Here is a 22121-nt window from a genome sequence, read left to right as displayed (position 1 = left end):
GGCGATCCTACGGCCGGGCACCCACCACCAGGCGGGTGTGCCAGGCCACGGCGGAGGCGTCGGTGAGCGAGGCCACCTGGTCGACGACGACCCGCAGGCGTGCGGCGTCGTCGGCGGCCGTGCGCCAGTCACCGGCGTGCAGCCGGTCCAGCGCCGCGGGACCCCGGTCCGCCAGCACCGCCACCAGCTCGGTCAGCACCTCGCGCTGGCGCTCCATCAGGGCCACCCGGTCGGCGGCCTGCATGACGTAGTGCGCCGCGATGCCCTTGAGCACCGCGATCTCGGTGCGGGTGCGCTCGGGCACCACGAGGTCGCCGCGGTAGCGCACGAACGGGCCGGCGCCGGCGGCGAAGGTGGCGGCCTGCACCGCGCCGCAGAAGCGGCCGATGAGGTCGCTGGTGAGGTTCTTCAGCGCGGCGAGACCGGCGCGGGTGCCGTCGTAGGGGTGCCGGGGCCAGCTGCCCACGGCCTGCAGGTCGTCGAGCACGGCGTCCAGCTGCTCGTCCGAGGCCTCGGGCAGGTACCACGCCCGGGTGGTCTCCCACACCGCTGCCCGGTCCAGGCGGGTGAGGTCGAGACGGTCGGCGACGACGCCGTCCTCGACGTCGTGCACCGAGTAGGCGACGTCGTCAGCGAGGTCCATGATCTGCGCCTCCACGCAGCGCCGGCGGCCGGTGCCGGGGGTGCGCAGCCAGTCGAAGACGTCGAGGTCGTCGTCGTAGACCCCGAACTTCGCCCCGACCGCGGCGGTGCCGTCGGCGTGGGAGCCCGTCGGACGGGGCGCCTCGGCGCGGGTCCAGGGGTACTTGGTGCAGGCGTCGAGGGTGGCGCGGGTGAGGTTGAGGCCGACCGAGCGCCCGGAGGGGTCCACGGTCTTGGCCTCCAGCCGCGTGAGCAGCCGCAGCGTCTGGGCGTTGCCCTCGAAGCCGCCGACACCCTCGGCCACCGCGGCGAGCGCCCGCTCGCCGTTGTGCCCGAACGGAGGGTGGCCGAGGTCGTGGGCCAGCGCCGCGGTCTCGGCGATGTCGGGCTGGCTGCCCAGCGCCCGGGACAGGTCGCGGGCCACCTGGGCCACCTCGAGGCTGTGGGTGAGCCGGTTGCGCACGAAGTCGTCCGAGCGCGGATCGACCACCTGGGTCTTGGCCGCCAGCCGCCGGGACGCGGCGGCGTGCACCACCCGGGCCCGGTCGCGCTCGAAGGCGGTGCGCTCGGGCGCGTCCACCCGCTTGGGAGGCTCCGGCACCCACCGGGCCCGGTCGGCGTCGCCGTAGAGGGCGCCGTGGGGGTCCTGCGTCGCGCGGGCGTCCGAGCCGGTGGGAGTCATCGGGGGGCAGCGTACGCGGCCGTACCGACGCCGCACAGGCGAGGTGCCGGTGCCGGTCGGACGCAGCGCCCGGGGCACGAGGCGACCGCGCACGACCGCCGGTCCCGGCCCCGCCGGATCCCGGGACGCCGGGTCGTCAGTAGACCGTGACGTGGACGTGGTCGTAGTGGTTGGCGGTGATGGAGCCGCGGTTCTCCATGCCCCGCCAGCCCTCGCCGGACCGCTCCACCGACCAGATCTGCTGCTGGTAGATGAGGTAGGAGATGCCGAGCTCGGCGTAGTAGCGGCGCAGGAACTCCGCGACCTGGCGGCCCCGGTCGCCGCTGACCATGATGTCGACCGCGATGCCCTGGGCGTGCTCGCCGTCGCCGCGGAAGGTGCCGTAGGTGGTGATCTCCGGGAAGGCGGCGCACACCGCGGCGTGCACCTTCTTGATGTTCTCCGAGACCCCGCTCGGCACGGTGGTGCCGTTCGTGCAGTCGCCGCCCAGCGTGAACGGCTTCTCGGTGGAGGTGTAACCGGCGGTGACCCAGCGGGTCTGCTTGCTGCCCCACACGATCTCGACCCGGCCGGCCAGCTCGCGGCCGGTGAGCACGACCTTCTCCCCCGCCGGCAGCTCGCCGGTGCGGCGAGCGTCCTGGGCGGGCGAGACCCACAGGTTGAGCGCGGCGGTGGTCCACACCGGATCCCGCGTGTCCACCGCGCGCGCGATCACGGGCCGCTTGACCTCGGGGGCCATCATCGCCGCGATCCGGCGCTCGAGGCGGGTGGGCGCGGCGGCACGACGGTCGCCGGCGGCGCGCTCGCGGCCGCGGTCGGCACTGCGGCTCACGACCCGGCCGGCCTGCTCGGTGGCGGACCCGGTGGCCTCCACACGGGCCCGGGCGGCCGCGCTCGCGACGATCGCGTCGAGGTCCTCGCCGGAGGTGGAGGAGCCGCCGAAGGTCACCCCGGCGCCGACGACGACGGTCGTGGCGAGCACCGCGACCGATCCGGCCAGGGTGGTCGGGCGGGCTCGCAGCAGGCGGTCGAGGGGGCGGGCATTGGTGTCCCGCTTGTGGCGTTGATCGGCCACAGCGCTGATCCTTTGCGGTGGAAGACAGGGCAGGTGCACCCGTCCTGAGCCGGGTACGACGCCCGAGTCAAACACACCGATCCCGGGGTCGGGCAATCTTCAACCGGTTTTCCGTAGGTGAGCCCGCTCACCCGCACGGGCGAGGAGATCGGAGTCACGACGGCGCACATCGGATGCTGATGAGACCGCCGCGCGGCCCTTCCGGTCGCCGCGACCGGGACCGGGAACAGGCCCCGGCGCGGTGTCAGCCGCCGGAGCCGGGATCCTCGGCGAGCTCCAGACCGGTGCCGTCGGTGTCGTCGAGCCAGCCCTCGGGCAGCACCACCCGCGCCCGGGGCGAACCCTGGCGTCCCCGCGGTGCACCCAGCTCGGAGGCCGGGAACGGCTCGGTCGGGTCGAGCTCGGCGAGCAGGGCGTCCAGCGCGGCCAGGGAGTCGACCAGCCCCAACGACTGCCGCAGGCGGCCGCCCGCCGCGAAGCCCTTGAGGTACCAGGTCACGTGCTTGCGGAACTCCTTGCAGCCCCGCTCCTCCCCGAGGTGCTGGCACAGCAGCTCGGCGTGGCGTCGCATCATCGCCGTCACCTCGCCCAGGGTCGGCAGGGTCGCGACCTGCTCGCCGCGGAACGCCGCCGCGAGGTCGCGGAACAGCCAGGGCCGCCCCAGGCACCCACGGCCGACGACGACGCCGGCGGCGCCGGTGTGGGCCACCATCCGCAGCGCGTCGGCGGCCTCCCAGATGTCGCCGTTGCCCAGCACCGGGATGTCGACGGCGGCCACCAGTTCGCCGATCGCGTCCCAGTCGGCCCGGCCCGAGTAGGCCTGCACGACCGTGCGTCCGTGCAGGGCGATGGCGGCGCACCCCGACTCCTGCGCGATCCGGCCGGCGTCGAGGAAGGTGAGGTGGTCGTCGTCGATGCCCTTGCGGGTCTTCATCGTCACGGGCACGCCGAACGGCGCGGCCGCCCCGACCGCCTGCTCGAGGATGCGGGCCAGCAGGGTGCGCTTCCACGGCAGCGCACCGCCGCCGCCCTTGCGAGTGACCTTGGGGACGGGGCAACCGAAGTTGAGGTCGACGTGGTCCACGCCGAACTCCTCGCACAGGATCCGCGTGGCCCGGCCGACGTAGTGCGGGTCGGTGCCGTACAGCTGCACCGACCGGGTGGTCTCCCGCTCGTCGAAGGTCACCATCGCCCGGGTGGTCTCGTCGCCCTCGACCAGCCCGCGGGAGGTGATCATCTCGCAGACGTAGAGACCCGCCCCCTGCTCGGCGCACAGCCGCCGGTAGGCGGCGTTGGTGATGCCGGCCATCGGGGCCAGCACCACGGGGACCTCGACCTCGAGGGCGCCCAGGCGCAACGGGCCTGGCAGGGTGGCGCCGGCGGCGGTCATCGGGGGGTCTCCGCGGCCGACGGGGTCTGCGCGGCGCCGGGCCGGCTCCCGGGCTGGTTCCCGGGCTTGCCGGGCGTGCCCTGGCCCTTCCGGCGCTCGGGGGCGGGGTAGGGCGTGGTGCGCCCGGTCCAGGTGATCGGCACGACGCCCTCGGGCGGCCGGAAGGTGACCGCAGCGGGGGCGGCGTCGCCGTCGAGGAGGAACACCAGGCAGGCGTCGGTGATGTCCCCCGGGGCGAAGATCGCGGGCAGCTGGCCGCCCGGGCAGTCGGCGAAGGCGCGGTCGATGCCGGTGGCCGCCACCAGCTGGTCGGCGGCGTCGATCACGTAGACCGGGAGGTCGCGGCCCCCGAGGTCGGTCTCGCCGATGTTGCCCACCTTCAGCCGCACGAGGAACGGCGTCGTGCCCGCCGGGAGGTCGTAGTCGGCGAAGACCCGGGCCGACACCACGCGCTGCACCTGCTCCACCGAGAGCCCGAGCACCCCGACCAGGTCCTGGCGCGGGTTCCAGGCCACCGCCGCGGGCTCCCCGAAGGGCAGCCGCGAGCCCGGGGCGTCGAGCGTGACGCCGTCGGGCACCGGCAGGTAGCCGTCCTCCTCGGCGGGGGTCGGCGGAGCAGACGGCGACGTCGACGCGTCGTCGCCCGGTGCCGGCGAGACCGTCGCCGAGGACGTCGGGGCCGCCGTGCTGGAGGGTCCGGGGTCCGGGGACTCCCCGCTCGAGCCGCACCCCGCCAGGGGCGCGAGCGACAGGACGCCGGCGACCAGCAGGGCCGCGGGGCGCCGTCCGAGGTCGTGTCCTGGCAGGCGCCCCACGGTCAGGCCCCCAGCAGCCGCTCGGCGAGGTAGCCCGAGATGCGGTCCAGGCCCACCCGCTCCTGCTGCATGGTGTCGCGCTCGCGCACGGTGACGGCGTGGTCCTCGAGGGTGTCGAAGTCGACCGTGAGGCAGAACGGCGTGCCGATCTCGTCCTGGCGGCGGTAGCGCTTGCCGATGGCGCCGGCGTCGTCGAAGTCGATGTTCCAGTGCTGGCGCAGCTCCGCGGCGAGGTCGCGCGCCTTGGGCGAGAGGTCGGCGTTGCGGCTCAGCGGGAGCACGGCGGCCTTGACCGGCGCGAGGCGGTGGTCCAGGCGCAGCACGACCCGCTTGTCGACCCCGCCCTTGGTGTTGGGCGCCTCGTCCTCGTGGTAGGCGTCGACCAGGAAGGTCATCAGGCTGCGGCTCAGGCCGGCTGCCGGCTCGATGACGAACGGCGTGTAGCGCTCGTTGTTGGGCTGGTCGAAGTACGAGAGGTCCTTGCCCGACGCCGCGGCGTGGGTGGAGAGGTCGAAGTCGGTGCGGTTCGCGATGCCCTCGAGCTCGCCCCACTCCGAGCCGGGGAAGTTGAAGCGGTACTCGATGTCGACGGTGCGCTTGGAGTAGTGGCTCAGCTTCTCCTGCGCGTGCTCGTAGTGGCGCAGGTTGTCGGGGTTGATGCCGAGGTCGGTGTACCAGCGGGTGCGCTCGTCGATCCAGTACTGGTGCCACTCCTCGTCCTCGCCCGGCTTGACGAAGAACTCCATCTCCATCTGCTCGAACTCGCGGGTGCGGAAGATGAAGTTGCCGGGGGTGATCTCGTTGCGGAAGCTCTTGCCGATCTGCGCGATGCCGAACGGGGGCTTCATCCGCTGGCTGGTGAGCACGTTGGCGAAGTTGAGGAAGATGCCCTGCGCGGTCTCGGGGCGCAGGTAGTGCAGGCCGGACTCGTCCTCGATGACGCCGAGGTAGGTCTTGAGCAGGCCGGAGAACTGCCGCGGCTCGGTCCAGGCGCCGCGGGTGCCGCAGTTGGGGCAGGCGACGGTGGCGAGGTCGACCGAGTCGGGGTCGTCGTGCCCCGCCTTCTCCGCCACGGCCTCCTGCAGGTGGTCGGCGCGGAAGCGCTTGTGGCAGGACTGGCACTCGGTGAGCGGGTCGGTGAAGGTCGCGACGTGGCCGCTGGCCTCCCAGGTCTGGCGCGGGAGGATCACGCTGGAGTCCAGGCCCACGACGTCGTCGCGGCGCTGCACCATGGCGCGCCACCACTGCTTCTTGATGTTCTCCTTCAGCTCCACCCCGAGCGGCCCGTAGTCCCAGGCCGAGCGGGTTCCGCCGTAGATCTCACCGCACGGGTACACGAATCCCCGGCGCTTGGCGAGGGAGACGACGACGTCGACGGTCGAGGGGGGCGGCTTGGCCACGGAATGCTCCTGGTCATGACGGGGCCCCGGCCGGGTGGACCGCGCCGGATGCGCGGGACCGGCAGGGGCGGCGAGAACGCCTCAGCCTAGCGAGCGCACGGCGATGACGTTGAGGTCGGACCCCGGACCGGCCGGCTCGTAGGCGCTCGGCTCGTCGACGGCCCGGCTCAGCGTCGGCACGGCGTGCAGCTTGACCTCGTAGGCCGAGAGCGCGCGACGGTAGGCCCCGACGTGCTCCCACCGGGTCGTGAGCACCCACAGCGCGGGGTCGTCGACGTTGCGCCCCACGTCGCCGCCGAGGTAGCCCGGGCGGGCCGCGAGTGCCTCGTGGGCGCGGTTGAGGTCGGCCCGGAACACCTCGGCGTCCTCGGCCGCCACCCGGAATCGGTTGACCACGATCACGCCCCCAGCCTACGCGGCGACGACGGCTCGGCCGCCGTCGAGCGAGGGGACCCCGGGGGCCGAGGGTGCGCGTGGGGCCGATGGGACTGCCGGGCTGCGCGAACCTCCCGCCGGCCGCACCGGCGGGCGGGGCTGGAACCCCGGGGGGACCGGGCGCAGCGCTGGCTACCATGCCCCCATGACGGCTCCGCTGCCCTACGAGAAGGTCGCCTACCCCGCCGCTCCGTGGCAGATGGTGGGCTCGATGTGGCTCACCGTGTTCCGCCTCAAGCGCGACGTCGACGCCACCCGCCCGGCGGGGATCTACGGCGCCGCGTTCGTGTCCTACGAGGAGGGCAGCCCGCTGACCTACGGCGAGCTGCTGGTGGCGCGGGCGCTGCGCAAGGGCGAGGGCCCCACCGACGGCTCGCCGATGCCCGGAGCCGGTCGGGGGGTCACGATCACCGACATCTGGGTCGACTCCCCGGCCTCCGTGGCGGGCGGTCGCGAGCTGTGGGCGATCCCCAAGGGGCTGTGCGACTTCGACTACGAGACCGCGCGCAAGGGTCCGCTCAGCACCGCCGCGTGGTCGGCGTCCCTGGGCCGCTCCCCCATCGCCAGCGCGACCTTCACCGACGTCTCGCGCCTCGCGCCGCGCCTGCCGTTCAAGGGCGCCACGTGGCAGCCGGAGCTGCCCGAGGGCGGGGGCGAGAAGGTCGCGGTGCTGCAGGGTTCCTCCAAGACCCTGCCGGCCCGGGCCCGCTGGGACTTCGCCGCCGACGGCCCGCTGGCGTTCCTGCGCGGGGCCACCCAGCTGGCCTCCGTGCGCCAGGCCGCCTTCCGGCTCCGCTTCGGCTGACGGCGACCCGCGCCGGCGACCCCGTGTCCCGCAGGCCCGCTCGTCTCGAGCCCGACCCCGCGATCGTCGAGCGCCTCCGTGCCCTGTGCGGCCCCCTGCCCGACGTCGTCGAGGAGGAGGCCTGGACCGGGGTCCGGTGGAGCGTGCGACGACGCACCTTCGCCCACGTCATGGTGGCCCAGGAGGGCTACGTCGCCGGGCGGCACGTCGCCGGCTTCCGCGCCCTGCCCGCCACCGTGCTCACGGTGCACGCCGAGGGCGCCGACCTGATGACGTTGCAGGCCGTCGGGCCGCCGTTCCACGACCAGCCGTGGTCGCCCACCGCCATCGGGATGGTGCTCGACGACGACACCGACTGGGACGAGGTCGCCGACCTCGTGGCCGAGAGTTGGCGGGTGCGGGCGCCGATCTCGCTGCGACGCCGAACGGACCCGCCGGGACCGGAGGCAGCACGCCCCGCCCGATGAGCATCGGGCGGGGCGTGATGGTGGCAGGTGGACCTCAGTCCTCCAGCTCGGCGTGCTTGTCGGCCTCACGGGCCGCCTTGCGGGCGGAGTCGCGGATCTCGAAGACCTCGGTGGCGAGGCCCCCGATGGCGGTGGCGACGTCCTTGACGGCGTTCGTCACGATGACCGCGACCTCCCCCACCGCCTGGGCCGTGGCCTCGGCGGTGGACTGCAGGGCGTCCTTGCCGATCTCGGCGCGCGAGATGCGGTCCTGACCGACGGGGGTCTTGTCCGGCGAGGGCTGGGAGGTCATGTCGGTGATTCTCCCAGCCGTCCGGCGTTCCTCCAACGGGTCCTTCGTCACGCCGAGGCGTGCTGCTCGCGCGGCGGCAGGGCCATCCGGCAGATCTTGCGCGCCACGCTGGCCAGCTGCTTGCCGAGCGGCCCGGTGTTGTACTGCAGGCCGTACCGCTCGCAGATCTCGCGGACCTCCTCGGCCACCTCGGGGTAGCGGCGGGCCGGGATGTCGGGGAACAGGTGGTGCTCGATCTGGTGGGAGAGGTTGCCCGACATCAGGTGCATCAGCTTGCCGCCGGTGATGTTGGCCGAGCCGAGCAGCTGGCGGTAGTACCAGTGGCCGCGGCTCTCGTTCTCGCACTCCTCCTCGGTGAAGGTGCGCACCCCGGCCGGGAAGTGGCCGCAGAAGATGATGTTGAACGCCCAGATGTTGCGCACCAGGTTGGCGGTGGCGTTGCCGGCCAGCGTGAGCGGGAACAGCGGACCGGTGAGGGCCGGGAAGAGCAGGTAGTCCTTGAAGGCCTGGCGCTTGACCTTGCGCATGATGCCGGCGTGCAGGGCCTTGTTCTCGCTGATCGTGCGCTTGCCCGCGACGATGTTCTCGACCTCGAGGTCGTGCATGGCCACGCCCCACTCGAAGAACACCATGAGCAGGAACGCGTACAGCGGGTTGCCCAGGTAGTACGGGTGCCACTTCTGGCCCTCGTCCATGCGCAGGATGCCGTACCCCACGTCGCGGTCCTTGCCCACGATGTTGGTGAAGGTGTGGTGGATGTAGTTGTGGCTGTACTTCCACTGCTCGCCGGGGCAGACGTTGTCCCAGTCGAACATCCGGGAGTTCAGGGCCGGGTCGCCCATCCAGTCGTACTGGCCGTGCATGACGTTGTGCCCGATCTCCATGTTGTCGAGGATCTTCGACACCGAGAGCGCGGCGACGGCCAGCGGCCACGCCGGGGGCAGGTAGAACAGCGCGCGGCCGGCGACCTCCAGGCCGCGCTGCCACTTCACGACCTTGCGGATGTAGGACGCGTCGGCCTCGCCGAGGTCGGCGAGCACGCGCTGGCGGATGGCGTCCATCTCCTCACCGAAGCGCGTCAGCTCCTCCTCGGTGAGCGTGCGGACGGCGTCGAGGTCGAAATCGGCGAGGATCTCCTCGGCGCGGGTCTGGTCAATCGGGGCGGCGGTCATGTCCCGGGTCTCCCTCTCGTGGTGGGTGCGGGTGGCGGGTCGGGGTGATCAGAGGTCGACGACGCAGTCGCCGACCGGGGAGGTCACGCAGATCTGGATGTCCTCGTCCGGCAGGGAGGACTCCACACCGGTGAGGACGTTGCGCACGGTGCCCTCGGTCTTGCGGGTCGTGCAGGAGAAGCAGATGCCCATCCGGCAGCCGAACTCCGGCTTCAGGCCCAGGGCCTCGGCCTGCTCGAGCAGCGAGGCGCCGGTGTTGGGCGCCTCGGCCCCGGAGCGGGCGAAGCTGACGTCGCCCTCGGCGCTGCCGGGCGTGGTGCGCGGGGGCTTGAAGAACTCGGTGCGCAGACGGGTGCTCTCGGCGAAGGCGTCGACGACCAGCTCCATCATCGGCGCCGGGCCGCAGGCCCAGGTGTCGATGTCGCGGAAGTCGGGCACGAGGCGACGCAGCTCGAACTCGGAGAAGACGTGGTCGCCGTGGCGCAGGTGCACGGTCACGTCGTTGTCGGCCGCGGCGATCTCGGCGAGTTCGGCGGCGAAGATCTGGTCGGCCTCCGACCGGGCGTAGTGCAGGAAGGTGACCTTGCGTCCGGCGCGGCCGTCGTAGCCGTCGCGCAGCAGAGTGCGCACCATCGACATCGCCGGGGTGATCCCGGAGCCGCCGGTGATGAACAGCAGGTGGCTGGGCGTCGGGGTGGCCGGGCTCTCGCTCAGGGTGAAGTCCCCCTGGGCCTGGCTCAGGTGCAGGATCTGGCCGACCTGCGCCTGCTGGGCCAGGAACTTCGAGACCTGGCCCTCGTCGTGGCCGCGGACGGTGAGGGTGATGGTCTCCCCCGGCACCGAGGCGGCGGAGGAGATGGTGAAGCAGCGGGTCATGCGCTTGGCGGACCCGGGCAGGTCGACACCCACCTGCACGTACTGGCCGGCGCGGTGCCCGCGCCAGGTGGCGGTGGGCTGCAGCGTCAGCGTGGTGACGGGCGCGGCGTCGGAGTCGGGGTTCTCGCGGTGAGTGGCGACGACGCGGGCGCGCACCTCGGTGGCCGCCCACATCGGGTTGACGAGCTCGAGGTAGCGGTCCACGCCGTGCGGGCTCGTCAGGGCCTCCAGCACGCGGGAGCGGGCGAGGCTGACGCCGACGCGGCGGCCGAGGCCGCGGGTGACGCGGATCGGGCTGAGGGTGCTCATCAGGGCCTCCGGAGGGATCGGCATTTCGGTGAACGTCCGTACACTGGAACTATCACCGAGGCCGTCCGACAGGGTCAAGGCCGACACGACGTGGTGGTGAACACATGTACACCGAACGCCGCCCCGGAGCCCACTCCGCCACCCGTCCGACGGCCTCCGGGGCCGTCCCCCGGTACGATGAGCAGGTGTCGGAGTCCCGTGGCGAGCGCAAGGAGCGCACCCGACGCGCCATCCTCGACGCCGCCCTCGCGCTCTGCGAGGACTCCAGCCTGGTCGCCGTCTCGCTGCGGCAGGTGGCCAAGGAGGTGGGCATCGTGCCCACCGCGTTCTACCGGCACTTCGACTCCCTCGAGGACCTCGGCCTCGAACTGGTCGACGAGTCGTTCGTGTCGCTGCGGATGATGCTGCGCGACGTCCGACGCAACGACCCGGCGTTCGCCGACATCGTCGACCGCTCGGTCGACACGCTGGTCTCGCACGTGCACCAGCGGCGCGCGCACTTCGCCTTCATCGCCCGCGAGCGCTCGGCCGGGCCCGTGGTGGTGCGCGAGCGCATCCGCGACGAGATCGAGCTGTGCGAGCGCGAGCTCGCCGTCGACCTCGCCCGGCTGACCGGACCGGCCCCGTGGTCCGAGCACGACCTGCAGGTGCTCGCCAACCTGATGGTGACCGCGATGGTCGCCACCGCCGAGGCCGTCCTGCTCAGCGCCGGCCGCCCCGACATGGAGAAGTACGTCACCGAGCGGGCCCGCACCCAGCTGCGGATGGCGCTGATCGGCGCCCTCCAGTGGCGCTCGCGCCCCTGAGCTCCCTCACCGCTCGGCCGACACCCCGCGGGGGCCCTCCGCGGGGCTTACCATCGCCGACGTGGAGGACTACGCACAGCACGACGCCCTCGGCCTGGCCGCCCTCGTCCGCTCGGGCGACACCGACGCGGAGACGCTGCTCTCCGCCGCCCGATCCCGCACCGCCGAGGTCAACAGCACGCTGAACGCCGTCGTGGCCCGGTTCGATCCGCCGTCCGCTCCGGCGGACACCCCCGAGGACGCCGTGTTCGCCGGCGTGCCGTTCCTGCTCAAGGATCTGCACCAGGACCTCGCGGGTCAGGTGACCACCGGCGGGTCGAAGGCACTCGCACGCACGGTCGCCACCGAGGACGCCGCGGTCGTGGCGCGGTGGCGCCGGGCCGGGCTGCAGATCTTCGGCAAGACCAACACCCCCGAGTTCGGCCTCAAGGGCATCACCGAGCCCGACCTGTTCGGCCCGACCCGCAACCCCTGGAACCCCGAGCACACGCCGGGCGGCTCCTCCGGCGGCAGTGCGGCCGCGGTGGCCGCGGGCATCGTGCCGGTCGCCGGGGCGAGCGACGGCGGCGGCTCGATCCGCATCCCCGCCTCGGCCTGCGGCCTGTTCGGCCTCAAGCCCAGCCGCGGCCTGGTGCCGGCCGGCCCCGCCGAGGCGGAGTCCCTCGGCGGCACGGCCACCCAGGGCGTGATCTCCCGCAGCGTGCGCGACTCCGCCGCCATGCTCGACGTGCTCGCCGGCGCCACACCCGACTCCCCCTACCTGCCGGCCGTTCCGGCGCAGGGCTACCTCGCCGGCCTCGACACGCCGGTCGAGCCGCTGCGGATCGGGATCACCGCCGCCTCCTCCCTCAACGACGCCCCGCATCCCGAGGCGCTCGCGGCGTTGCGACGCACCGCCGACCTGCTCTCCGACCTCGGCCACGACGTCGTCGAGCTCGACCGGCAGCCCGTCGACGACGCCGCCCTGGCCCAGGACTTCCTCACCTGCTGGTTCGCCTACCTCGCCCACACCGTCGCGCAGGTCAAGGAGCTCAGCGGCAGCGGCGACTCCGGCTTCGAGGCCGACACCCAGCTGCTGGCTGCGATCGGCCGGGCCACCTCGGCCACCGCCTTCCAGGCCGCCGTGGAGCGACGCCACGAGCACACCCGCGCGCTGGCGGCGTTCCACACCGAGCACGACCTGCTGCTCACGCCCACCACCGCCACGCCCCCGCCGCGGATCGGCTCGTTCGTCCCGCCGCTGCCGATCCGCCTCGCGCAGAAGGCCCTGCTGGTGGCGCGGGCGGGGGCCACCCTGCGCTTCACGCCGATCATCGATCAGCTGATCCGTGAGAACGCCGGCTGGGTGCCCTACACCCCGATCGCCAACCTCACCGGGCGCCCGGCGATGAGCGTCCCGCTGCATTGGACCCCCGACGGGCTGCCGATCGGCAGCCACTTCGTCGGCCGGCTCGGCGAGGACGGCCTCCTGCTCCGGCTGGCCGCGCAGCTCGAGACCGCCGCGCCGTGGGCCGATCGGCGCCCGTCGCTGTAGGCGGCGACGCCGCCCTCACCCCACCGCGTTCCCGCCCGGGCCCGGGCGGAGCACCAGGTCGGTGACGGTGGCGTCGGCCGGGAGGTCGAGGACGCCGAGGATCGACTCGGCCACCGTCTCGGCCCGGATCCAGCGGGCGGCGTCGTAGTCGCTGCCCTCCTGGGCGTGCACGCGCTCCTGCATCGGCGTGGCGGTGCGGGAGGGGAACACAGTGGTGACCCGGACGCCGTGCGGGGCCTCCTCCGCGCGCAGGCTGTCGGCCAGCGCGTGGAGGCCGAACTTGGAGGCGGCGTAGGCGCCCCAGCCGGCGTTGGCGTTGATGCCCGCGGTGGAGTTGACGAGGACGACGGTGCCCCGCGCCGCCCGGAGGGCCGGCAGTGCGTGCCGGGTCAGCATCGCCGGGGCGAGGAGGTTGACGTCGACCTGCTCGCGCCACGAGGCCAGGGTCGCGGAGGCGACCGGCGCCAGGTCGACGACGCCGGCGCAGTGCACGAGCGCGTCGAGCCGGTCCGGGACCTCCACGGCGGCCAGCGCAGCCTCCAGGCGGGCCGGCTCCGCGAGGTCGGCGAGGTCGAGCACCGGGGTGCTCGCCCCGGCGAACCTCGCGGCGAGATCGGCGGCCCGCGATGCGGAGCGGGCGGGCAGGACCAGCCGGTCACCGCGGGCGTGCAGACGTGCGGCGAGGGCGGCCCCGATCCCGGAGCCGGCCCCCGTCACCAGGACCGTGGCGGTCATCGCTCGATCAGCACTCGGTCAGCGGGCCGGTGAACGGCCGGTCAGCGGGTGAAGACGATCTTGCCGAACACGTCGCCCGCCGCCATCGCCGCGAAGCCCTCGCGGGCCTCGGTCATCGGCAGGGTGCGGTCGACCAGCGGCCGGGCGCCGGTGGCGTCGAGCAGCTGCACGAGCGAGGCGAGCTCGGCGCGGGTGCCCATCGTGGAGCCGACCACCGAGAGCTGGAGGACGAAGATGCGGGTGAGCTCGGCGTCGTCGAGCTTCGGCCCCGAGGTGGTGCCGGAGATGACGATGGCACCGCCGGGGCGCAGCGCCCGGATCGAGTGCGACCAGGTCGCGCGGCCGACGGTCTCCATCACCGCGTCGACCTTGATCGGCAGCCGGGCGCCGGACTCGAACACCTCGTGGGCGCCGATCTCCAGGGCGCGCGCCCGCTTGGCCTCGTCGCGGCTGGTGGCCAGGACCCGCAGCCCGGCCGCACGGGCGAGGATGATGCAGGCGGTGGCGACGCCGCCGCCGGCGCCCTGCACCAGCACCGAGTCGCCGGCCTTGAGGCCGCCGCGGGTGAACAGCATCCGGTAGGCGGTGAGCCAGGCGGTGGGCAGGCAGGCGGCCTCCTCGAAGGACAGCGAGGCCGGCTTCGGCACCACGTTGGCCCTCGGCACCACGACGGTGTCGGCGAACGTGCCCTGGTGGCGCTCGGAGAGCAGCGAGCGACGCGGGTCGAGGGTCTCGTCGCCCGTCCAGGCGGGGTCGCTGATGACGGCGTGCACGACGACCTCGTTGCCGTCCTCGTCCAGGCCGGCGGCGTCGCAGCCCAGGATCATCGGCAGCTGCTCCTCGCGCAGCCCGACCCCGCGCAGCGACCACACGTCGTGGTGGTTGAGCGAGGCGGCCTTGACCTGCACCCGGGTCCAGCCGGCCGGCACCTCGGGGTCCGGGCGCTCGCCGACGACCAGGCCGTCGAGCGGGTTGTCGGAGGAGAAGGACTGGGCGTAGACGGCGAACATGTCTCCGACCGTAGCGTTCCGTCACCCGGATGTGACCTGCGCACCCTACGGTGGACGTATGGACCATCCGCACGTCGTCGTCCTGTTCGGAGCCACCGGGGACCTCGCCCGGCGCAAGCTGCTGCCGGGCCTGCTGCGGCTGTTCGAGTCGGGGCTGGTGCCCGAGCTGCGCGTGCTCGGCACCTCGCTGGAGGACATCGACACCGAGGCCTTCGACGCCATCGCCCGGGCGGCCTGCGAGGAGCACGGGAAGGGCGACATCACCGACGTCCGCTGGGCGCCGTTCTCCTCCCGGCTGCGGTACGTGCCGACCTCGGCGGGCCCGCAGGCCCTCGCCGACCTGGTGCGGGAGCTCGAGGCCGAGCTCGGCCCGCCCACGGACGTGCGGCGCCTGCACTACCTCTCGGTGCCCCCGCGCGCGGCGATGGACGTGCTGCACGAGCTGAAGGCGGCCGGGCTGGTGGAGCGGGCGCGCGTGATCATGGAGAAGCCGTGCGGCACCGACCTCGCCAGCGCCCAGCGGCTCAACGCCGAGGTGCACGAGGTCTTCGACGAGGAGCAGGTCTTCCGCATCGACCACTTCCTGGGCAAGGAGGCCGCGCAGAACATCCTGGCCTTCCGGTTCGCCAACGGGCTCTTCGAGCCGATCTGGAACCGCAACTTCATCGACCACGTGCAGATCGACGTGCCCGAGACGCTGGGTCTGGAGGGCCGCACCGCCTTCTACGAGTCCACCGGCGCCTATCGCGACATGGTCGTGACGCACCTGATGCAGGTGCTGGCGTTCATGGCGATGGAGCCGCCGACGTCGCTGGCACCCGGACCGATCGGGGAGGAGAAGCTGAAGGTCTTCCGCTCGATGCGGCCCATCGAGCCCGCCCAGGTGGTGCGGGGGCAGTACAGCGGCTACCGCGGCAAGGAGGTCGTGGCCGACGACTCCGACACCGAGACCTTCATCGCGCTCAAGGTCGAGATCGACAACTGGCGCTGGGCCGGGGTGCCGTTCTTCCTGCGCACCGGCAAGAAGCTGGCCGAGGGGGCGCGGATCATCTCCATCGCCTTCAAGGAGCCCCCGCTGACGATGTTCCCCGCCGGGTCCAACGCCGGGACCGCCGGTCCCGACCACCTCACCTTCGACCTGGCCGACCAGTCGCGGATGTCGCTGTCGTTCTACGGCAAGCGTCCCGGACCGGGCATGAAGCTGGAGAAGCTGTCGATGCAGTTCGCCACCGTCGACACCTCCGGGTCGGGGGCGGTGCTGGAGGCCTACGAGCGGCTCATCCTCGACGCCATGCGTGGCGACCACACGCTGTTCACCTCGGCCGCCGGCATCGAGACGCTGTGGGAGAAGTCCCAGGTGCTGCTCGACAACCCGCCGCCGGTGCGGCACTACGTACCCGGTTCGTGGGGCCCCAACGCGATCCACCAGCTCATCGCGCCCCGCGCCTGGCGGCTGCCCTTCGAGCGCTCCTGGCGCGACACCACCGTCACCACCACCGGCCCGGCCTGACACGACCGGCAGGCGGCGGGCGGTTTCCTCGGCTGACCGAGGAAACTGCCCGACACGCCGTGCTCACGTCGGCGTGTCGGGCAGTCTGCTCGGCTGACCGAGCAAACTGCCCCCGGGCGAGGGGTCAGAGGCGGGCGACGCCCTCGGCGCGCGCAGCGGCGGCCACGGCCGCGGCCACGGCCGGGCCGACGCGCTCGTCGAACGGCGAGGGGATGATGTACTCCTCGCTGAGCTGCTCCCCCACCATGTCGGCCAGGGCGGCCGCGGCGGCGAGCTTCATGCCCTCGGTGATCGCGGTGGCGTTGACGTCGAAGGCGCCCCGGAAGATGCCGGGGAAGGCCAGCACGTTGTTGATCTGGTTCGGGAAGTCCGAGCGCCCCGTGGCCACGACCCGCGCGTACTTGTGCGCGATGTCGGGGTGCACCTCGGGCGTGGGGTTGGCCATCGCGAAGATGATGGCGTCCGGCGCCATCCGGGCGATGTCGGCCTCGGGCACGGTGCCGCCCGAGAGGCCCAGGTAGGCGTCGGCGCCGTCGAGCACCTCGGCCAGGGTGCCGGTGCGGCCGGTGCGGTCGGCGGTGAGCTCGGCCAGGGCCCGCTTGACCGGGGTGAGGTCGTCGCGCGAGGAGTGCAGCACGCCCTTGCGGTCGGTGACGGCGAGGTCGGTGATCCCGGCCTCGAGCAGGATCTTGGCGACCGCGACCCCGGCGGCGCCGGCGCCGCTGATCACCACGCGCGTCGACCCCGGCGACCGGCCGGTGAGCTTGAGCGCGTTCTGCAGCGCGGCCAGGGCGACGACGGCGGTGCCGTGCTGGTCGTCGTGGAAGACGGGGATGTCGAGCAGCTCCTTGAGCCGGTCCTCGATCTCGAAGCAGCGCGGGGCCGAGATGTCCTCGAGATTGATGCCGCCGAAGCTGGGGGCCAGCCGCACGACGGTCTCGATGATCTCCTCGGTGTCGGTGGTGTCGAGGCAGATCGGCACGCCGTCGACGCCCCCGAAGGCCTTGAACAGCACCGCCTTGCCCTCCATCACGGGCATCGCCGCGGCCGGGCCGATGTCGCCCAGACCGAGCACGGCGGTGCCGTCGGTGACGACGGCGACGGTGTTGGGCACCCAGGTGTAGTGGCGCGTCATCGACGGGTCGGCGGCGATCGCCTCGCACACCAGGGCCACCCCGGGGGTGTAGGCGAGGGAGAGGTCGTCGGCGCCGTCGAGGGCGACCGTCGCGACCGTCTGCATCTTGCCGCCGTGGTGGAGGTCGAAGACCGGGTCGCCTGCGCGCGGGTGCGTGTCGTCTGCCACGGGGGATGATCCTGTCACACGCCGCCGCCTCCCCCGGGGTGCGTCTCGGACGTGAGGCCGGTCATAGGACGCCGGTCAGAGGACGAGAGAGGGGCGCGGCCACCACCGGCCCAGGGCGACGGCGAGCACGTCGGCGTCCCCCACCGCGCCTCGGTGCCGTGAGTCGACGCCCTCGGCGGCGTTGTCGCTGAGCAGCCACCACCCGCGCTCACGGCGCTCGGCGACCCGCTTGACCACCACGGTGCCGTCAGCGAACCGGGCGAGCACCACCTGGCCCGGCCGGGGCGTGCGGCCGTAGGCGACCAGCAGCCGGTCCCCCGCACGCAGGGCGGGCTCCATGGACCGTCCGACGACCTCGACGAACCCCAGCGGCGCCGACGGGCCGGGCTCGGCCGGGCGGGTGGACTCGGGATCGGACACGACGAGTAGTGTCGCAAGCACCGGGTGCCGTCCGGCGCCTCCCCGCACGACTCACGTCCGAGAGGATCTGCTGCATGTTCTCGAGCATCTTCGCCCCCACTGTCGAGGCCTCCGCTCACTGCGACCTGCCCTGCGGCGTCTACGACCCCGCTCAGGCCCGGATCGAGGCGGAGTCCATCAAGGCCGTCATCGCCAAGGTCGCCGACAACGACGACCCCGACTTCCGCACCCGCGCCATCCTGATCAAGGAGCAGCGCTCCGAGCTGGTCAAGCACCACCTGTGGGTGCTGTGGACCGACTACTTCAAGCCCCCGCACTTCGAGAAGTACCCCCAGCTGCACACCCTGGTGAACGAGGCCACCAAGCTCGCCGGTGCCGCCGGCAGCAAGGGCACCCTCGACGCCGGCGTGGCCGACCAGCTGCTCGCCAAGATCGACGAGATCGCCGAGATCTTCTGGGAGACCAAGAAGGCCTGAGCACCTCGCCGTCCGTCACACGGGCGCGGTCCCCGCGGGGGCCGCGCCCGTGTCGCGTCCGGGGCCCCGGCGCCCGGGACCGCCACCGGTGCGGACACGGTCCCCGGCAGCGGTAGGGTCCGAGGGCATCCGACCACCACCTGGAGGGACCGCCGTGCCGACCACCGATCGCGCCGACGTCGAACTGCGTCTGCCCGCCGAGGGCGCGTACGTCGCCGTCGTGCGCTCCACCACCGCCGGTCTCGCCGCGCGGCTGGACTTCACGATCGACGACATCGAGGACCTCAAGATCGTGGTCGGCGAGGCCGGGGCGCTGCTGCTCGAGCTCGCCGAGCCGGGCAGCGACCTCACCGTGGAGTTCCACCTCGGCGAGGGCCGGCTGGACCTCGCGCTCAGCGCGACGGTGGTGCCGGGCGCCACGATCGACCGCGACGGCTTCGCCTGGCTGATGCTCTCGACCCTCGCACCGGACGCCGACGCCCGTCAGGACGGCACCGCGCTGCGCCTGACCCTGGCCGCCACCTCCTCCCTCCTCGACCGGGCCTGAGTCGGGCAGCCATGGACGACCGCGGCACCGCGGACCCGATCTCGGACGATCTCCCCACCCCCGAGCCGGTCCTCACCGAGCACCAGACCCGTATCGAGCAGACCCGACGCCGCAGCGCCGAGCTGTTCGCCCTCACCCGCGACCCCGAGCGCAGCGACGCCGAACGCAGCACGGCGCGCGACGACCTCGTGCACCTGCACCTGCCGCTGGTCGAGCACTGCGCCCGCCGCTTCCGCAACCGCGGCGAGCCCTACGAGGACCTGGTGCAGGTCGGCACGATCGGCCTGATCAAGTCCATCGACCGCTTCGACACCGACCGCGGTGTGGAGTTCTCGACCTACGCGACCCCCACCGTGATCGGGGAGATCAAGCGGTACTTCCGCGACAAGGGCTGGGCGATCCGGGTGCCGCGGCGGCTGCAGGAGCTGCGGATGCAGATCAGCGCCGCCTCCGCCGAGCTCACCCAGAGCCTGGGCCGCTCCCCCACCCCGCGCGAGCTCGCCGAGTCGATCGGGGTGAGCGTGGAGGAGATCCTCGAGGGCATGGAGTCCAGCAACGCCTACTCCACGCTGTCCCTCGACGCCACCGACGACGCCGACGACGGCGCCGGCTCGAGCATGCTCGACGCCATCGGGGTGGACGACGAGGGCCTGGAGCACGTCGAGATCCGCGAGTCGATCAAGCCGCTGCTGGAGCAGCTGCCGGCGCGGGAGAAGAAGATCCTGCTGCTGCGGTTCTTCAAGAACATGACGCAGTCGCAGATCGCCGAGGAGATCGGCGTCTCCCAGATGCACGTCTCCCGGCTGCTCAGCCGCACCCTGGACCAGCTGCGGGCCTCCCTGAACGAGGAGCCCTGAGCCCTCAGGCCTCCTCGCGCTCCAGGGCCGCGACGGTGTCGGGGTGGACCATGCCGACCAGGGCGATGACGGCCACGAGTGCCACGCAGATCGCGAGCACCGGGGCGTCGCGCACGTTCCACGCCAGGCCGAGCATGATCAGCTGGGTGAGCAGCACCGGGCCCCGGGCCCACGTGCGCCGCTGCCGCAGCGACCACGCCGCCCACCCCAGCACCGCACCGTAGAGGGCGAAGAAGACCGCGGTGCTGATGCCGGTACCCAGCCGGGACCCGTCGAGGTCGGCGGTCTCGGCCGCGGCGAGGCCGAGCAGCACCAGGCCCTCGACCGCAGCGAGTGAGGACGCGACCTGGAGCGGCGCCGGGACGGTGAAGAGTCGGGGATCGTCGCTGGCCACCCGCCCAGCCTAGTCAGTGGCGGGTGGTGGCTCCCGGACCCCGACGGGCGCCGGACCTCCCGATCGATCCACCACGATCGGAGTGAACTCTCATCCGAACCTCAGGTGGCGCGGCCCCGGATCGGGCATTGTGATGCAACAGACCGCGCGAAACGCTTGATCGCAGCCCCGATCGTTGCGAGAGTTCAGGGGTTGGTCGTGAAATCCTTCACAGGCCGACATGTTCGCGTGCCCGCAGGCGGGTAGACCCCCGACCTGCACGTTCGAGAGATCAAGGACCACTCAGCCATGGATTGGCGCCACCGTTCCGCGTGTCTGGACGAGGACCCGGAGCTGTTCTTCCCGATCGGCAACACCGGTCCGGCCATCCTCCAGATCGAGGAGGCCAAGCAGGTGTGCCGTCGTTGCGAGGTGCGCGAGCAGTGCCTCGCGTGGGCGCTCGAGGCCGGCCAGGACCACGGGGTCTGGGGCGGTCTCGGGGAGGACGAGCGTCGCGCGCTCAAGCGCCGCAACGCCCGGGCCCGGGTGCGCACGGCCTGACCGGCACCCACTCGACCGACGACGGGGCGTCGTCCGTGGCAGCGGCCGCGGCGGCGCCCCTCCGCTTTGCCCCCGCGATCCCGGACCCTCACGGCGCGGACCTCAGGTCTCGATCTCGAACCGCGCGCAGGTGCCGCCCGACGCACCGCCGGTGAGGGTCAGCACCCCGCCGAGCTCGGACTCCACCAGGGTGCGCACGATCGAGAGCCCGAGGTTGGTGGAGCCCTCCAGGCTGAAGCCCGGCGGCAGGCCGGCGCCGTCGTCCTCGACGGTGACGACCAGTCGGGTCGCGTCGCGCCGCACCCCGACCCGGATCGCCCCGGCGGCCTCGGGGTCCTGGGCGCCGAGGTCGGCGAAGCCGTGCTCGACCGCGTTCTGCAGCAGCTCGGTGAGGACCATCGCGAGGGCGTTGGCCGACTCCGAGGGCAGGGTGCCGAAGTGCCCGGTCCGGGTCACCCGCACCCGTCCGGTGAGCGCGGAGACCTCGGTGACCATGCTGCCGAGCCGATCCGCGATCTCGTCGAACTCCACGGTCTCCTCCACCGCCTGGGAGAGCATCTCGTGCACGATCGCGATCGAACCGACGCGTCGCACCGCCTCCTCCAGCGCGGCCTTGGCCTCGGCGGAGTCGATGCGGCGCGCCTGGAGGCGCAGCAGCGCGGCCACGGTCTGCAGGTTGTTCTTCACGCGGTGGTGGATCTCGCGGATCGTGGCGTCCTTGGTGACCAGCTCGCGGTCGCGGCGACGCAGGTCGGAGACGTCGCGCACCAGGATGAAGCCCCCGATCAGCTGCGCGGCCGGACGCAGCGGGATGGCGCGGACGATGAGCGAGACCTCGTCGCTGCCGATCTCGACCTCGCGCCACGCGCGGGCCCCGAGCACGGCACTGAGCGTCTCCTCGTCGGGGCGGCGTCGCGGCGGCACCAGGGTGCGCACGAGGTCGGCCAGCACCAGCCCGGTGAGGTCGCCCTGCAGGCCCAGCCGCCGGTAGACCGACTGGGCGTTCGGGCTGGCGTAGACGACGTGGCCGGGGGCGTCCAGGCGCACGAACCCGTCACCGACGCGCGGGCTGTCGGCGTGGTCGCTGCGCTGGCCGGTGTCGGGGAAGGTGCCGGTCGCGATCATCTGGGTGAGGTCGGCCGCGGTCTGGAGGTAGGTGAGCTCCAGGCGCGAGGGCGTGCGGACACCGAGCAGGTTGGTGTGGCGGCCGATGACGCCGATGGTGCGCCCGTCGTGCACCACCGGGATCGCCTCGATCCGCACGGGGATGTCGTCGCGCCACTCCGGGTCGCCCTCCCGCACGACCCGGCCCTGGACCAGCGCGGCGTCGAGCAGCGGCCAGGTGCCGGTGGCGGCGTAGGTGCCGACGACGTCGTCGAGGTAGGCCGTCGGCCCGGTGGTGGGCCGCATCTGCGCCACGGCCCACAACCCCCGCCCCTCGCGGTCGGGCAGCCAGAGCACGAGGTCGGCGAAGGAGAGGTCGGCGATGATCTGCCAGTCCGCCTGCAGCAGCTGCAGCCACGCGACGTCGGCCGCGTCGAGGTCGGTGTGCTGGCGGACCAGTTCGGCGAACGACGTCACGCCGCCCAGCCTAGGGCGGCGCCACGGTCGGCGGCCTCGGGGAATGGA

At 73.0% G+C, this 22121-nt stretch carries 24 protein-coding genes; 9 read left to right on the top strand and 15 right to left on the bottom strand.

Annotated features, from left to right (window positions below; all coding sequences use genetic code 11):
- Positions 1 to 7 precede the first annotated feature (7 nt).
- From ACERUJ_RS15110 to ACERUJ_RS15085, 6 genes are all read right to left on the bottom strand, one after another.
- On the bottom strand, positions 8 to 1324 hold the full coding sequence (locus ACERUJ_RS15110) for a deoxyguanosinetriphosphate triphosphohydrolase (protein WP_370249556.1): 1317 nt from the start codon (positions 1322 to 1324) through the stop codon (positions 8 to 10).
- A gap of 136 nt (positions 1325 to 1460) precedes the next feature.
- A complete protein-coding gene (locus tag ACERUJ_RS15105) occupies positions 1461 to 2399 on the bottom strand; it encodes a hypothetical protein (RefSeq protein WP_370249555.1) in 939 nt (312 codons plus the stop codon).
- A gap of 244 nt (positions 2400 to 2643) precedes the next feature.
- Positions 2644 to 3789: a tRNA dihydrouridine synthase DusB gene (gene dusB / locus ACERUJ_RS15100; protein WP_370249553.1), complete on the bottom strand. Its 1146-nt coding sequence runs from the start codon at positions 3787 to 3789 to the stop codon at positions 2644 to 2646.
- Positions 3786 to 4604, bottom strand: coding sequence for a hypothetical protein (locus tag ACERUJ_RS15095; protein ID WP_370249552.1), 819 nt, complete (start codon positions 4602 to 4604; stop codon positions 3786 to 3788). Before ACERUJ_RS15095 ends, dusB begins: the two co-directional genes overlap by 4 nt.
- Positions 4605 to 4606: 2 nt before the next feature.
- Positions 4607 to 6004: a glycine--tRNA ligase gene (locus ACERUJ_RS15090; RefSeq protein WP_370249551.1), complete on the bottom strand. Its 1398-nt coding sequence runs from the start codon at positions 6002 to 6004 to the stop codon at positions 4607 to 4609.
- A gap of 81 nt (positions 6005 to 6085) precedes the next feature.
- The gene (locus tag ACERUJ_RS15085) at positions 6086 to 6406 is read right to left on the bottom strand and encodes an antibiotic biosynthesis monooxygenase (protein ID WP_370249550.1); all 321 of its coding nucleotides are present in this window, start codon (positions 6404 to 6406) and stop codon (positions 6086 to 6088) included.
- A 178-nt stretch (positions 6407 to 6584) separates the two neighbouring features.
- Here ACERUJ_RS15085 and ACERUJ_RS15080 point away from each other — a divergent pair, with 178 nt between their 5' ends.
- Together ACERUJ_RS15080 and ACERUJ_RS15075 are read left to right on the top strand one after the other, a co-directional pair.
- Positions 6585 to 7244 carry an acetoacetate decarboxylase family protein gene (locus ACERUJ_RS15080; RefSeq protein WP_370249548.1) on the top strand — a complete coding sequence of 220 codons (660 nt, stop codon included), beginning with the start codon at positions 6585 to 6587 and terminating at the stop codon, positions 7242 to 7244.
- A gap of 23 nt (positions 7245 to 7267) precedes the next feature.
- Positions 7268 to 7711, top strand: a complete 444-nt coding sequence (locus ACERUJ_RS15075) for an MmcQ/YjbR family DNA-binding protein (protein WP_370249547.1) — start codon at positions 7268 to 7270, stop codon at positions 7709 to 7711.
- 34 nt (positions 7712 to 7745) lie between these two features.
- Here ACERUJ_RS15075 and ACERUJ_RS15070 read toward each other — a convergent pair whose 3' ends face one another.
- From ACERUJ_RS15070 to ACERUJ_RS15060, 3 genes are read right to left on the bottom strand one after another with little or no spacing between them, the layout of a single operon-like run.
- Positions 7746 to 8003, bottom strand: coding sequence for a hypothetical protein (locus tag ACERUJ_RS15070; RefSeq protein WP_370249546.1), 258 nt, complete (start codon positions 8001 to 8003; stop codon positions 7746 to 7748).
- Positions 8004 to 8050: 47 nt separating this feature from the next.
- Complete coding sequence (locus tag ACERUJ_RS15065) at positions 8051 to 9175, bottom strand: fatty acid desaturase (RefSeq protein WP_370249544.1); 1125 nt, start codon at positions 9173 to 9175, stop codon at positions 8051 to 8053.
- 48 nt (positions 9176 to 9223) lie between these two features.
- The gene (locus ACERUJ_RS15060; protein WP_370249543.1) at positions 9224 to 10360 is read right to left on the bottom strand and encodes a flavin reductase family protein; all 1137 of its coding nucleotides are present in this window, start codon (positions 10358 to 10360) and stop codon (positions 9224 to 9226) included.
- A gap of 185 nt (positions 10361 to 10545) precedes the next feature.
- On the opposite strand from ACERUJ_RS15060, the gene ACERUJ_RS15055 reads away from it, so the two are divergent.
- Positions 10546 to 11166, top strand: coding sequence for a TetR family transcriptional regulator (locus ACERUJ_RS15055; protein WP_370249542.1), 621 nt, complete (start codon positions 10546 to 10548; stop codon positions 11164 to 11166).
- 61 nt (positions 11167 to 11227) lie between these two features.
- Positions 11228 to 12700 (top strand): amidase, encoded by a 1473-nt coding sequence (locus ACERUJ_RS15050; RefSeq protein WP_370249540.1) that lies wholly within the window; start codon positions 11228 to 11230, stop codon positions 12698 to 12700.
- Positions 12701 to 12715: 15 nt separating this feature from the next.
- Here ACERUJ_RS15050 and ACERUJ_RS15045 read toward each other — a convergent pair whose 3' ends face one another.
- On the bottom strand, positions 12716 to 13435 hold the full coding sequence (locus ACERUJ_RS15045; protein WP_370249538.1) for an SDR family oxidoreductase: 720 nt from the start codon (positions 13433 to 13435) through the stop codon (positions 12716 to 12718).
- A gap of 41 nt (positions 13436 to 13476) precedes the next feature.
- Positions 13477 to 14445 (bottom strand): zinc-binding dehydrogenase, encoded by a 969-nt coding sequence (locus ACERUJ_RS15040; RefSeq protein WP_370249537.1) that lies wholly within the window; start codon positions 14443 to 14445, stop codon positions 13477 to 13479.
- A 58-nt stretch (positions 14446 to 14503) separates the two neighbouring features.
- Here ACERUJ_RS15040 and zwf point away from each other — a divergent pair, with 58 nt between their 5' ends.
- Positions 14504 to 15955, top strand: coding sequence for a glucose-6-phosphate dehydrogenase (gene zwf, locus ACERUJ_RS15035; protein ID WP_370249536.1), 1452 nt, complete (start codon positions 14504 to 14506; stop codon positions 15953 to 15955).
- Positions 15956 to 16079: 124 nt separating this feature from the next.
- On the opposite strand, the gene ACERUJ_RS15030 is transcribed toward zwf, so the two are convergent.
- Both ACERUJ_RS15030 and ACERUJ_RS15025 read right to left on the bottom strand, forming a co-directional pair.
- Positions 16080 to 17195 (bottom strand): NADP-dependent malic enzyme, encoded by a 1116-nt coding sequence (locus ACERUJ_RS15030; RefSeq protein ID WP_370249597.1) that lies wholly within the window; start codon positions 17193 to 17195, stop codon positions 16080 to 16082.
- A 138-nt stretch (positions 17196 to 17333) separates the two neighbouring features.
- Positions 17334 to 17678, bottom strand: a complete 345-nt coding sequence (locus ACERUJ_RS15025; protein ID WP_370249534.1) for a S24 family peptidase — start codon at positions 17676 to 17678, stop codon at positions 17334 to 17336.
- Between the two features lie 74 nt (positions 17679 to 17752).
- Between ACERUJ_RS15025 and sodN the strand changes: the two genes are divergently transcribed.
- The 3 genes from sodN (at position 17753) to ACERUJ_RS15010 (ending at position 19558) form a co-directional block, all read left to right on the top strand.
- On the top strand, positions 17753 to 18154 hold the full coding sequence (sodN, locus tag ACERUJ_RS15020) for a superoxide dismutase, Ni (protein WP_370249533.1): 402 nt from the start codon (positions 17753 to 17755) through the stop codon (positions 18152 to 18154).
- A gap of 154 nt (positions 18155 to 18308) precedes the next feature.
- Positions 18309 to 18701, top strand: coding sequence for an anti-sigma factor (locus ACERUJ_RS15015; RefSeq protein ID WP_370249531.1), 393 nt, complete (start codon positions 18309 to 18311; stop codon positions 18699 to 18701).
- A gap of 11 nt (positions 18702 to 18712) precedes the next feature.
- Positions 18713 to 19558, top strand: coding sequence for an RNA polymerase sigma factor SigF (locus tag ACERUJ_RS15010; protein ID WP_370249529.1), 846 nt, complete (start codon positions 18713 to 18715; stop codon positions 19556 to 19558).
- A 4-nt stretch (positions 19559 to 19562) separates the two neighbouring features.
- Here the strand turns inward: ACERUJ_RS15010 and ACERUJ_RS15005 are convergent, their stop codons facing one another.
- Entirely contained in the window at positions 19563 to 19952 is a 390-nt protein-coding gene (locus ACERUJ_RS15005) for a hypothetical protein (protein WP_370249528.1), read from the bottom strand.
- Positions 19953 to 20240: 288 nt separating this feature from the next.
- Between ACERUJ_RS15005 and ACERUJ_RS15000 the strand changes: the two genes are divergently transcribed.
- Positions 20241 to 20492 carry a WhiB family transcriptional regulator gene (locus ACERUJ_RS15000; RefSeq protein ID WP_056686333.1) on the top strand — a complete coding sequence of 84 codons (252 nt, stop codon included), beginning with the start codon at positions 20241 to 20243 and terminating at the stop codon, positions 20490 to 20492.
- A 102-nt stretch (positions 20493 to 20594) separates the two neighbouring features.
- Here ACERUJ_RS15000 and ACERUJ_RS14995 read toward each other — a convergent pair whose 3' ends face one another.
- Complete coding sequence (locus ACERUJ_RS14995) at positions 20595 to 22073, bottom strand: histidine kinase N-terminal domain-containing protein (RefSeq protein WP_370249527.1); 1479 nt, start codon at positions 22071 to 22073, stop codon at positions 20595 to 20597.
- Positions 22074 to 22121: the final 48 nt, after the last annotated feature.

The sequence above is a fragment of the Nocardioides sp. genome (assembly GCF_964228225.1).
Classification (GTDB): Bacteria; Actinomycetota; Actinomycetes; order Propionibacteriales; family Nocardioidaceae; genus Nocardioides.
Note: the sequence above shows the minus strand (reverse complement) of the source record. Positions and strands in the feature narration are given on the sequence as shown.